Raw genomic sequence first — 13,139 nt, 5'->3', positions numbered from 1 at the left:
TGAAACCTAATTTGAAGCTGAAGCTTCTAATTGGATTATCATCAACGAGTGCCCACACAGATTGATAGGTTTATATTTTTAAAGAGCTTTTCTAACTTATCCAGCAACTTAGTTGCTCGTCGTTAGGGGTGCGTATCTTACTCCGCACCGTGAGAGAGTCAAGCATTTTTTCAAATTTCTTTTTCTCTCACTTCCGATTCGCTGTGTGACTTTCGTCTCACTCCGTGTCGGTGGATGCGCAGTATAGGGAGTTGAGAAATTAGTACAAGCGTTTTTTTGCAAAAAAACTTTCAACCGAACAAATAGCAATCACTTTGTGTGTATACCAAGCGATCTTGGCTATTTTCTCTCATTTAAAAGGATCTTTCCTCAAGAAAAAGGGCGTTTCTACCTGAATTACGATCTTCAAATTTGATGTAATTGAAGCAAATGATATTCGCTCAGCGCGCTTTTTCTTTTCTGCCTGCTGTATAAAAGATAAAAAAGAGCAGAACGATAACGAACTGCTCTTTGGTCTTTGCTTTTTATTTGGGGTACTTCAGGTGAAGTCTTGGAAATTGCTTCTTCTATATAGAAGAAAAGATCAGAGCATCCTTGCCCTTCTCTTTTACGACAGATTAGCTAGGGGTATATCTAAATGTCGTGGTTGTTCGATGACACATTGAGCTCGTAAGAGTGGAGCATGCTTGCATTCCCAATGGCGTCATCTTCGAGAGGAACTTAGTTCTTCAATACTTTTACGGTGTAGCTACCATCTTTTTGTTGGTATAGACCGTGGATGTCGGTTTCGAAACCTGGGTAATGCGCACCGATCTCACAAAGCATCTCTAGGAAGTCCAGCACAGGACGAGACTCTTGAGTCACCATTTCACCAGGAAGTACTAGTGGCACACCTGGAGGATAAGGAAGGATCATGTTCGCACTTACGCGGCCAACCATTTCTTCCAGTTTGATTTCTTCTACGTTACCGCGAAGCTCTTCTTGCCATGCTGCGTGTGGTGTCACTTTCATTTCTGGAAGAACATCGAACGCTTTGTACATTAGCTCAGGTAGGTTGTATTTCTTAGTTAGGTCATGAATTGCTTGTGCTAGTTCTTGAACGCGCATGCCTTCATAAAAGCTTGGGTCTTCGTTGTATAGCGAAGGAAGGAAGCTCTTGATGGTTAGGTTCAAGTCGTAGCCACGTTTAAATTCAGTTAGACCGCGTAGCAATTGCATTGCTTTTGATTTGTCGATACCGATTGAGAATAGGAACAACAAGTTGTATGGGCCTGTTTTCTCAACCACGATGCCACGCTCGTCTAGGAATTTAGCCACCAGCGAAGCAGGAATACCTGATTCTTCTAGTTCGCCTTCTTTATTCATCCCCGGAGTCAGTAGCGTGACTTTGATTGGGTCAAGATACATGTGGTTGTCATCCATGTTCTTGAAGCCGTGCCATGTATCGCTAGGGTCTAGTTTCCAACATTCTGTGGTATCGATGTTTTCTGGTTGCCATACATCGAAGAACCAGCTGTCACTTTCTGCTTCTAGGCGTTTGATCTCTTTACGGAAGCGGATTGCGCGATCGATAGAGTCTTGCATCAACTTCTTACCAGTGTTGCCGCGCATCATTGCCGCTGCAGTTTCAGTAGAAGCAACAATGCCGTACTGAGGTGAAGTTGAAGTGTGCATCATGAATGCTTCGTTGAAAGATTCTTTATCAAAGTCACCTTTCACGTGAATCATTGAAGCTTGTGAGAACGCTGCCAACAGTTTGTGTGTTGATTGTGTTTCGTAGAACACTTTGCCTGGCATCGCTTCACCACTCATACCACATTTACCTTCGTAAATTGGGTTGAAGTTAGTGTAAGGCACCCAAGCACTGTCGAAGTGGATGTGTTTACAATCTAGCGACTCTTTGATGAATTGTGTGTTGTACAACAGACCATCGTAAGTTGAGTTAGTCACTACTGCGTAAGTTGGTGCTGTTGCACCTGGTGTTTTCGCCACTTTCTCTGCGATTACATCGCGGCTGAATTCACTTTTTGGAATACCACCAAGGATGCCGTATGCGTTACGAGTTGGGCGGAAGTAGATTGGCGTTACATCACTCATCATCATTAGGTGAGTCAGAGATTTGTGACAGTTACGGTCAATCAGTACTGTGCTGCCCGCAGGCGCTGAGTACATACCCACGATTTTGTTCGATGTAGACGTACCGTTAGTTACGATGTACGAGCTGTCTGCATTGAATGTGCGTGCGATGTATTCTTCTGCATCTTTATGTGGACCTGAGTGGTCTAGTAGAGAACCTAGCTCAGGCATTGAGATTGATACGTCCGCTTTGAATGTATTTGGACCGTAAAAATCGTAGAAGATGCTACCAGCAGGACTTTTCTGGAATGCTGTACCCCCCATGTGACCTGGAGTACAGAAGGTGTATTTGCCTTCTTCTACGTATTTGAATAGCGCTTTAGTGAATGGAGGCATGATGGCATCTTTGTATGCCTCAGTCGCTTGGTTGATTTTGATAGCGATGTCGTCAGCCATACCTAAAGCGTACTCGAAGAAGCTCACGTTTAGACGTAGGTCTGTTAGTGAAATGTCTAGAGTAGACTGTTCGTTAGCAAATGCGTGAACAGGCAGTTTTTCGTTGATTTGGCTAATACGTTCACATAGCTCTAGTGAGTATTTATCCCAGTCGAACAGCACACCGCAAATGCGTGGGTTCATCTCAATCATTTTGATCAAGTCTTTATCATCTACTGGGTAAACCACTTCGTAGCCCGCTTTCTCAAGAGCAGCGTGAAGTTGACGAACTGGCTCTTCTTTAAAGAACACACCCATGTGGTTCAAGATAGCGAATATATTCATTTGGACATCTCCAAGGCGAATGAGGGCGCTCTTTGCCATTTACAGGCAATGAGTAAGGTGAGCGCCGCGTGAATTTGGGTTTTATGGGCTGGCACCGTAGTGCCAGTGTTTTGGGGATTAGTTGCTTGCTTGGGCAGGCATGTCGTCAGCGTGCATTTTCACGTACTGAGCAAGACCTGCTTTTTTGCTGTAGAACATCAAGATAACTAGAGACACGATGAAGGTTGCTGTTAGCGTACCGCCCTCTGCACCCGCTAGTGCAATGAAGCAGAACAGACAAGCCACACCAGAGAACAACATTACGAAGCCGTTGCGTGTTGTCATACCTTCGAAGCGAATCAAGTTAATGCTTGAGTAGAAGTAAGGCAGCATAGTTAGTAGTACTGCGTCAGTTGTTAGCTGGTTGAACAGGTCTGATGCGTGTGCTGTTTTAGAGCTAAAGAACATCAGTACAACCATTAGCGCAGTCATCTTGATTGACGCAAGGATTAGACCTTTCTTAGGCACACCGTTTTTGTCAGTTTCGCCGTAGATTTTAGGGAAGTTGCCATCGCTTGCTGCACGTTTACCAGCCTCGCCCACCAGCATCATCCAAGAACCTAGCGAAGTGAAACATGCTAGTGCTGTGAATGCTGATACGAATGGTGCAGTCCAGCTACCGAATAGCTCAGTGGTTGCTAGTGCAAATGGCGCACCTGATGCCGCAACTTCAGAAGCAGGGAACATGCCGCTGATCATTTGAGTTGATAGGATGTAAATCACACCTGCGATACCAGTACCCAGCATGGTTGCTAGAGGTACAGTACGTTTAGGATTTTCTACCATACCTGTCGATACTGCTGCTGATTCCACACCAACGAATGACCATAGACAGATAAGAACCGCAGTCACAATCGCATGGCTATCCGTACCCGCAGATACGTTCCAGTTTTGGCTGTATAGCGCAGTGTCGAAGTGCGTCCAACCAAACGCCGCTGTACCAACAACAGGAATGAGGATTAGAACAAGACCAAGCGTACATAGACGGCTTACCCAGCTACCACCAAGTAGGTTAACGAAAGTGAAGATCCATACCGATGCAATCGTCGCAATACCTGCTGGGATTGGGTCATTAAGCACAGGGAAGAATACTGAAAGGTAAGAAACACCTGTAATAGCAATAGCTAGGTTACCAATCCAGTTCGCGTGGTAATAAAGCACGCCCGTTTGGAAACCAAAGACTGGGGAAACTTCGCCCGCATAAGCGATAGGACCACCTTCTTGAGGGTTTTTGGTTGCCAGACGAGCGTAAACAAACGCAAGGCTCAGTGCACCGATCAAACAGATCAGCCAGCTGAAAATTGAAACAGAGCCTACTGAAGCTAGGCTAGAAGGTAACAGTGCAATACCACTACCCATCATGTTACCGGCGACTACACCCGTACAGGCAATTAGGCCAATTTTTTTCGTATTCGATGACATAACATCTCCAAATCTATTCTACTCAAGTCAACGTGACTCAAACTGAACGGTTATTAGCGAGATGCTATGAAGTAGATACCTGCTCGACCTCGCTAAATTTCGAAGTGAAGACTACGCCCAAAAACTGGGAAAAAAATAAACTTGGCGTTATCAATAAAATGATTAGTTCATCAACATCAAGTTGAGATAAACATGATGAATACAAAAACATAAAACTATATTATTCATATAGTTATAATAAAAACATCAAACCTTCTACCGATAGATAAACTCTCATCAACTCGTTGGTAATCTCGGCAAAAGTTATCAACCTCTATCAACTTCCCCGCCCCGAAGGGTTGATTCCCTGAACCTGTTGATTTCATAAACCTCTCCCTGATCGCGCTTTTTGACCCACATCAATATTCATCTCGCCTGCAAGAAAGCATCAGAATCATTCTCGCCAAATAACCCAGCCAGACACTCCATACAATCAATAGAGATAGAGATAGAGATAGAGATAGAGATAGAGATAGAGATAGAGATAGAGATAGAGAAGAAAACCGGATATGTCTTCCCGTTGCAAGCTTGCGTTACTGGCTCCTTCGTAAGTCATTACCCCACAGCCCACCCTTTTCACTTTTCGACAGCTACAAAAAAGCCCCTCACCGAAATGAGGGGCTAGTATTAAACTGACGTAGAGTACGAGAGAATTAAAGCATTCGAACGACAGAAGGGTGAACAGCGCGATACATGGCGTAATCAATCGCCTTCATGTTACTTGGGAAGACCAAGTTTTCGCACAGCAGGTACGTCTCAACCGACGTATCAATATAGAAAGCTTCGCTGTAAGACTCACTGGCCAAATCCAGATCACCATCCAATTCAGCGTGTTTACCACGAATCACATAAGAAAGCACCGAATCACGTAACCTCAAAGCCTGCCCAAGATGCTGCTTGGCTGAAGCCATGTCACCAATAATGGTTTCGTGCAGGGCTAAAGCTTCATAAATTCGCGGTTGAATTGGCCCAACCATCATTTTTACGTTAGTTTCTAGTGCGTCACTCAACTGCTGCACTCGCCCTTTCTTCAACTCCTGTGAAAAATCGAGCACCTTCTGCACGTGGTAAGCAATCAATAACTCTGCCTGAACGTAAGCGTTATCTGGCTCAATTTCTAAAATGTTTTCCATCAAGTTGACGCCTTGGCGAAACTGCTTGGCATCCGAGACATTGAGATAATGGTTAGCTTGAACAAACAGCTCCAAAGCATCTGGGTTAATTGGCATTCCCGCCACCAGCATCGTGGATTTCAGCTTGGCATCCGGTACTTTCAGGACTTGCATCAAGTCTAACGACGCTTGTTGAAGCACTGTCTTTAAATGGCTGCTGGTTAACGCGTATTGACGACTAAACAACACCTTTTCAGATGAGTTATTGCGATATTCCACCTCTAAAAAGCTACCACCATCATTTTCACGAACCCGCACCACAACCGATTTGCCCGGCACAATACCCGAGGTAAACGACGCCTTCTTTAGCATGACTCGGTAATCGCTCACTTGAGCAATGTCGGACATCAACTTTTGGGCAAACCCGTCTGCCAAGTCGTAGCTTAACCCTTCGCTCGTGAAGTTATCTTGAAACTTGAATTCGATAAGGTGAGTATCGATGGCTTGAGTAATACGCACTTCCGATTGCTTGTAGGTAAACACGCCCATCACCACAACCAAAACACTGATCCAGATGAAGTTCATGATCCCCAGGCGCCACGGACTGATTTTATTTTTTTTCTGAGGGGCCTTTTTCTCTTTAGACATCTCACAGACCGCGCGAGTCAGAGGGCCAGCAGGAAAGGTGACGGCAGGTGCGATAGGTAGAGTATCTTCTTCTGATTCTTCAACAATAGGAGAAAGAGTTTCTGAATCACAATGACGACTTGCGAGGAATTCCTCGAGTGTCATTGGGGTCACATTCGCCACCAGCTTGTAACCACGTTTCGGCACTGTAATGACGTAGCTGGTATTTTCTTCCCGACCGTCCCGCAGTAATTTACGCAACTCAAAAATGGACTGAGTCACCACTTGATCGGTCACAATCGCCCCTGCCCAAACGTATTGGATCAATTCCTCACGATTGAACACCTCATTCGCATGCTCCGCTAGGAAATGCAGAAGATTAATTAAGCGTGGCTCAACAGTAACTTCCCTATCTTGTCGATACAGCTTATTTTCATCAACGCTTAAAACCCAGTCATTGATTTGAAAATAGACTCCAACCATGTATGAAAACTCTCGTATCTACAGACAGCGCTACGGCAGGAATCAAACAATGGTCAATTCCTACAGGTAACTAAAGGCGAGATTATAGGTGGGAAAACGGCGTGCACCTAGAAAAGCAAGCCGCCAAAAATGCAAACTTAAGTTAAGTGATGCAGAAATGAGACTACTCAAGTGCTGCAAGGATAGAACAATGAGTAGCATCATCGTCCGTATGACCGCAGCAAGCATCATTGATCTTCTTCAAAGCTCGACGAATTTTCGTTAGCTCGTTAATTTTTCCATCAATCAGCTCTAACTTAGCAGAAGTAATAGCTTTAACCTCTGCACAGCTGTGTTCTGTTGCTTCTAGTTTGATTTCTAGTAGCTCTTTAATCTCATCCAGGCTCAGGCCCAGCTCTTTACCTTTAAGGATGAAGTGTACCTGCTGTTGATTCTCTTCATTATAGAGACGATAACCTGATTCACTTCGACCTGCGGGCTTTATCAGCGCGTTTTTCTCATAAAAACGCAGCGTATCTGCCGTCACACCACAACGTTTTGCCAGTTCACCTATCTGAAACATAACTTTCCCTATTAACTATCTCGTTACTTTTAAAGCTAAAGAACCTCTTTTTCACAATTATTTTTGAGATGCCAAACGATTGCGCGAGCTTTTTTGTAATAAATTGGTTAGAATACGCGCCATCAAATGTGGAGACTGTTTTCTAACCAGAAAACATCCGACAAAGGTCTTTACCAAAACTGGCCAATATTTTACCCCAAGAGGTAAAAACAAGTTCATTTTTGGCAAACATCTTTAACTCCGTGAATTTGAGGAAAATGGAAGCATGAATAACGCTCGTCCTATTCGCCGTGCGCTTATCAGCGTATCAGACAAAACAGGTATTGTTGAGTTTGCACAAGCTCTTGCTGAGCGCGGTGTCGATATCCTATCTACTGGTGGTACAGCACGCCTACTTGCCGAACAAGGCATCGCCGTAACCGAAGTCTCTGACTACACTGGTTTCCCAGAAATGATGGACGGCCGCGTTAAAACGCTTCACCCAAAAGTTCACGGTGGTGTGCTTGGTCGTCGTGGTCAAGATGACGACGTGATGGAAAAGCACGGCATCAACCCTATCGATATGGTTGTCGTAAACCTATACCCATTCGCTGAAACCGTTGCCAAAGAAGGCTGCACACTAGCCGACGCGGTTGAAAACATCGATATCGGCGGCCCAACGATGGTGCGCTCTGCAGCGAAAAACCACAAAGACGTGACTATCGTTGTGAACGCTCATGATTACGATCGCGTTATCGCTGAAATGGACGCGAACGAGAAATCTCTAACATTAGAGACTCGTTTCGACCTTGCTATCGCAGCATTCGAGCACACTGCTGCTTACGATGGCATGATCGCAAACTACTTCGGCACCATGGTTCCATCTTACGGTGAGAACAAGGAAGGTGATGAAGAGAGTAAATTCCCTCGCACATTCAACCAACAGTTCGAGAAAAAACAAGACATGCGCTACGGTGAGAACAGCCACCAAGCCGCAGCTTTCTACGTGGAAGCCAATCCACAAGAAGCGTCTGTTTCTACTGCTCGCCAAATCCAAGGTAAAGCTCTTTCTTACAACAACATCGCAGACACGGATGCCGCACTTGAATGCGTGAAAGAGTTCAACGAGCCAGCATGTGTAATCGTAAAACACGCCAACCCATGTGGCGTTGCGCTAGGTAAAGACATCCTCGAAGCGTACAACCGCGCTTACCAAACTGACCCAACGTCAGCGTTCGGCGGCATCATTGCATTCAACCAAGAGCTAGATGCAGAAACGGCTAGCGCTATCGTTGAACGTCAATTCGTTGAAGTGATCATTGCACCTTCTGTTTCTGCTGAAGCGATTGAAGTCGTTGCAGCGAAGAAGAATGTTCGCCTACTTGAGTGTGGTGAGTGGACAACTAAAACAACAGGCTTTGACGTTAAACGCGTTAACGGCGGCCTACTAGTTCAAGACCGTGACCAAGGTATGGTTAGTCTGGATGACCTTAAAGTGGTCTCTAAGCGTCAACCTACAGAAGAAGAGCTAAAAGACGCGCTATTCTGCTGGAAAGTTGCGAAATACGTGAAATCTAACGCGATCGTTTACGCGAAAGGCGACATGACTATCGGTGTAGGCGCAGGCCAAATGAGCCGCGTTTACTCAGCGAAAATTGCCGGCATCAAAGCCGCAGATGAAGGCTTAGAAGTTGCCGGTAGCGTAATGGCATCTGACGCTTTCTTCCCATTCCGCGACGGTATCGATGCCGCAGCAGAAGCCGGCATTAAGTGCGTAATTCAGCCAGGTGGCTCTATGCGTGACGACGAAGTTATCGCAGCAGCAGATGAGCACGGCATGGCGATGATCTTCACGGGTATGCGTCACTTCCGCCACTAATTTCCTCATCGTATTTGGCACTGTGGCATTGTTAACTGCTTTCGGCCACCCCGGTTACGTAGCTGGCTATGTTTCCGGGATGGGCTCAATTGTTGCCTAGCCACATCATCAACTACTTTGAGCAAGACTTATTTAATTTAGCTAATTTGAAATACTCTTAGTTTTAGAAATTTTCATTTTAGAGCAAAGCCATATTGATAAGGTCAAGGAGAGCTCGCGGAGTTTATAAGTATAAATGAGCAAGCTCGACGCAGAGATTAGCAATATGGCGCAGCTATCAAAGGATAAATAAAATGAATGTACTTATCATTGGTTCAGGTGGCCGTGAACACGCACTAGGTTGGAAAGCGGCGCAGAACCCAAATGTTGAGACTATCTTCGTTGCTCCAGGTAACGCAGGCACAGCACTAGAGCCAAAACTAGAGAACGTAAACATCGATGTAGAAGACATCGCTGGCCTTGTTGCTTTCGCCAAAGAGAAGGCGATTGAACTGACTATCGTTGGCCCAGAAGCACCATTGGTTATTGGTGTGGTTGATGCGTTCCGCGAAGCGGGCTTACCAATCTTTGGCCCTACCCAAGCCGCAGCGCAGCTTGAAGGCTCCAAAGCGTTTACTAAAGACTTCCTTGCTCGTCACCAAATCCCAACCGGTGCATACGCAAACTTCACAGAAATTGAACCAGCGCTTGCTTACGTGCGTGAGCAAGGTGCGCCGATTGTGGTGAAAGCCGACGGCCTTGCGGCTGGTAAAGGCGTGATTGTGGCAATGACGCTAGAAGAAGCCGAAGACGCAATCAAAGACATGCTAGCAGGCAACGCATTTGGTGACGCAGGCAGCCGCGTGGTTATCGAAGAGTTCCTAGATGGCGAAGAAGCAAGCTTCATCGTGATGGTGGATGGTGAGAACGTTCTGCCAATGGCCACCAGCCAAGATCACAAACGCGTAGGTGACAAAGATACAGGTCCTAACACTGGTGGCATGGGCGCGTACTCGCCAGCTCCTGTGGTAACACCAGAAATTCACAACCGCATCATGGAAGAAGTCATTTACCCAACGGTACGTGGCATGGCGTCTGAAGGTAACCCATACACAGGTTTCCTATACGCGGGTCTGATGATCGACAAAGATGGTACGCCTAAAGTGATCGAGTACAACTGCCGCTTCGGTGATCCAGAGACACAACCAATCATGATGCGTATGGAATCGGATCTGGTTGATCTTTGCTTGGCTGCGATTGACCAAAAACTGGATCAAGTTGAATCAAAATGGGATCCACGTGCGTCGATTGGTATCGTACTCGCAGCCGGTGGTTACCCAGCAGCGTACAACAAAGGCGATGTGATCTCTGGTCTGCCACAAGTTGAAATTGAAGGCGAGAAAGTCTTCCACGCGGGTACAGACAATAAAGATGGCAACATCGTAACAAACGGCGGTCGTGTTCTTTGTGCAACCGCACTTGGCAATAGCGTATCAGAAGCGCAGCAACGCGCTTACGAGCTTGCAAAACAGATCAGTTGGGACGGCATGTTCCATCGCAGTGACATCGGCTACCGTGCGATTGCACGTGAGCAAGAAAAATAAAAACAACTTAAGTTGGCTAAAAAAACAAAAGGCGCATTCAGCGCCTTTTTTATTACTCTGTCAGTTAGTAAGTCTCACCAAGCTTACTCAGCGAGCAATGCTGGTCGTGGTACACAATCAAAGTCATCATCATTGAGCATCAACAGTTCATCAACCGTTGCTTTATTTCGTGACTGCTTGCCGACAAAAGCCATGTAACTGTCTACAGATGAGAGACGATCGATAATAAATTTTGGCAACGTCTGATTAAACTCGAGTGTCGAGAACGCTTTACCTTTGCAGGTTTCAAACGATTGGCCATTCCAATAACCTTGAATGAGGCTCTGACTGTTACGAGACTGCGCCTTAACCGACGCCACTACATCATTCGCTTCTGTCTTGTAACGTTCTAATTGTTCATGCTGAAGTGGTAAGACTTTACGATTAACGCGATATTGTTGGTAAACCGCTTCGCCATCTTTATTAAAACGGATGTGGATTTGAAAAGGCACCAACTCTTGCTTGGTATCAACTTGCTCACCTTTTCGAATCAACTCTCGAAGCTCACCTTCATCCCAACGGTAGTCACTTTGAAACCAGCCATTATCCCCCATCGTTACGTAATCAGCAGCCGTACTCACGCGAGTGAGTTTCTCGGTCATCCAGTACAAGCTACTTGCGTCTCCAGCAACTTTGCCGCCAGAGAAGTGAGTGAATTGTTCTAAATTAGGAGTTTCAACCGACGAACAGCCAAAAAGGGTAAAGCTAGATAAGAGAAGTGAAGCGAGTAGATGTTTTTTCATGAAGTTGCACCGAGGCAGGATACCTCGGTGCATTCTAACTTAGTTTACTGATTCTTTCAGCGCTTTACCTGCTACGAATGCAGGTACGTTAGCTGCTGCGATTTGAATCTCGTCACCAGTCTTAGGGTTACGACCAGTACGTGCAGCGCGGTGGTTTACTTTGAATGTACCAAAACCAATTAGTTGAACTTGGTCACCCTCTTTAAGTGCACCAGTTACACCATCAAGAGTCGCTTCAAGAGCAGCTTTTGCTTGTGCTTTTGATAGGTCTGCTTTCTCTGCGATAAAGTCGATTAATTGGGTCTTGTTCATTAGGTTTCCCTTCTCATAGGTTATCGAATTCGTCTCACTCTAAAACATAAATGCCCCATCTGGCAAAGGTTTGTAAGCGATCTTTCGATTTTCTGACGTACTTTTAGCCATAATATGAGTAATAACTCACAATTTGTTACCACATCCCCCCTGAAACCCCTTGCTTTCCAAGGTATTTGGACCAATTTATAAGGCACTTTTGCGGTTATAATAACTGCAAATAACCATTATCAAACTACATTCAAGGGCAACTATGCTGCTGTTATCCATTTATATCTCTATTGCAATCGGCATTTCGTTTATCTGTTCGGTGCTGGAGGCGGTACTGCTGAGTATCAGTCCGAGCTACATTGCGCAGCTCAATCAACAGGGGCATCCCGCAGCTGGGCAACTGGCTAAGCTAAAATCAGATATCGACCGACCATTGGCATCCATTCTGACTCTAAACACCATCGCTCATACCATCGGCGCGGCCACTGCTGGTGCACAAGCTGCGGTTGTATTTGGTAGCGAAGCGTTAGGTATCTTTTCGGCAGTGCTCACACTGGCGATCTTGGTGCTTTCAGAAATCGTACCGAAAACAATTGGCGCAACTTACTGGCGTCAATTGGCGCCAACCGCGGCAGTCGCATTACGTTGGATGGTATGGGCGCTAACGCCATTCGTATGGTTTTCAGAGCAAATCACCAAGCGTCTTGCTCGTAACCACGAAGCTCCGAAAATGCGTGATGAACTGTCTGCAATGGCGATTCTGGCACGTGAAAGCGGTGAATTTGCCGAGGGTGAATCAAAAATATTAAGCAACTTGCTTGGCATCCAAGATGTACCTGTAACTCAGGTTATGACGCCACGTCCTGTGGTATTCCGTATTGATGCCACGATGACCATCAATGAGTTCCTAGAAAAACACAAGGATACACCTTTCTCCCGCCCATTGGTTTATAGCGAGCAGAAAGACAACATCATTGGTTTTGTGCACCGCCTTGAGTTGTTCAAACTCCAACAATCAGGTTGTGGACAGAAACAACTGGGAGCAATCATGCGCCCGATTCAAGTGGTGCTAAACAACACAACTTTACCGAAAGTGTTTGACCAGATGATGACTCATCGCCTACAGCTAGCCCTTGTCGTTGACGAATACGGTACTGTGCAAGGTTTGGTGACGTTGGAGGATATTTTTGAACACCTCGTGGGTGAAGAAATCATCGATGAAGCGGATAAAAGTACCGACATGCAAGAGCTGGCTTACCAACGCTGGGAAAGCTGGAAAGAAATGCACGGCGTAATCGAAAGCCGCGATGACGATGAAGAAGAGGAAGAACTGGAGAAGCATCACAAGGAGCCAGAAACTCAAGAAGTGACAAAACCAGACTCTAAAGAATCGTAATCAGCATTAGGCATAACAGCTCAAACGTCGCAAACAAAAAGGCATCCATTTAGGATGCCTTTTTTCTATCTATTCAA

9 protein-coding genes are annotated in these 13,139 nt (G+C 45.7%); 3 read left to right on the top strand and 6 right to left on the bottom strand.

What is annotated here, in order from left to right; all coding sequences use genetic code 11:
• Nucleotides 1-720: 720 nt before the first annotated feature.
• From ACWYVB_RS23055 to zntR, 4 genes are all read right to left on the bottom strand, one after another.
• A complete protein-coding gene (locus ACWYVB_RS23055) occupies nt 721-2,856 on the bottom strand; it encodes a lysine decarboxylase CadA (protein ID WP_457530311.1) in 2,136 nt (711 codons plus the stop codon).
• Between the two features lie 117 nt (nt 2,857-2,973).
• The gene (gene cadB, locus ACWYVB_RS23050) at nt 2,974-4,317 is read right to left on the bottom strand and encodes a cadaverine/lysine antiporter (protein WP_053808506.1); all 1,344 of its coding nucleotides are present in this window, start codon (nt 4,315-4,317) and stop codon (nt 2,974-2,976) included.
• Nucleotides 4,318-5,009: 692 nt separating this feature from the next.
• Entirely contained in the window at nt 5,010-6,578 is a 1,569-nt protein-coding gene (cadC, locus tag ACWYVB_RS23045) for a lysine decarboxylation/transport transcriptional activator CadC (RefSeq protein WP_258642010.1), read from the bottom strand.
• 163 nt (nt 6,579-6,741) lie between these two features.
• Nucleotides 6,742-7,140, bottom strand: coding sequence for a Zn(2+)-responsive transcriptional regulator (gene zntR, locus ACWYVB_RS23040; RefSeq protein WP_258642009.1), 399 nt, complete (start codon nt 7,138-7,140; stop codon nt 6,742-6,744).
• Nucleotides 7,141-7,405: 265 nt separating this feature from the next.
• Between zntR and purH the strand changes: the two genes are divergently transcribed.
• Nucleotides 7,406-8,998 carry a bifunctional phosphoribosylaminoimidazolecarboxamide formyltransferase/IMP cyclohydrolase gene (gene purH / locus ACWYVB_RS23035; protein ID WP_457530308.1) on the top strand — a complete coding sequence of 531 codons (1,593 nt, stop codon included), beginning with the start codon at nt 7,406-7,408 and terminating at the stop codon, nt 8,996-8,998.
• A gap of 293 nt (nt 8,999-9,291) precedes the next feature.
• Nucleotides 9,292-10,581, top strand: coding sequence for a phosphoribosylamine--glycine ligase (gene purD / locus ACWYVB_RS23030; protein ID WP_457530306.1), 1,290 nt, complete (start codon nt 9,292-9,294; stop codon nt 10,579-10,581).
• Between the two features lie 83 nt (nt 10,582-10,664).
• Here the strand turns inward: purD and ACWYVB_RS23025 are convergent, their stop codons facing one another.
• Together ACWYVB_RS23025 and hupA are read right to left on the bottom strand one after the other, a co-directional pair.
• Nucleotides 10,665-11,363, bottom strand: coding sequence for a DUF1481 domain-containing protein (locus tag ACWYVB_RS23025; RefSeq protein WP_457530304.1), 699 nt, complete (start codon nt 11,361-11,363; stop codon nt 10,665-10,667).
• A gap of 39 nt (nt 11,364-11,402) precedes the next feature.
• A complete protein-coding gene (gene hupA / locus ACWYVB_RS23020; RefSeq protein WP_005382524.1) occupies nt 11,403-11,675 on the bottom strand; it encodes a nucleoid-associated protein HU-alpha in 273 nt (90 codons plus the stop codon).
• A gap of 253 nt (nt 11,676-11,928) precedes the next feature.
• Between hupA and ACWYVB_RS23015 the strand changes: the two genes are divergently transcribed.
• A complete protein-coding gene (locus ACWYVB_RS23015; RefSeq protein ID WP_048625620.1) occupies nt 11,929-13,062 on the top strand; it encodes a hemolysin family protein in 1,134 nt (377 codons plus the stop codon).
• Nucleotides 13,063-13,139 lie beyond the last annotated feature (77 nt).

Source organism: Vibrio sp. JZG10 (genome assembly GCF_054064075.1).
Note: the sequence above shows the minus strand (reverse complement) of the source record. Positions and strands in the feature narration are given on the sequence as shown.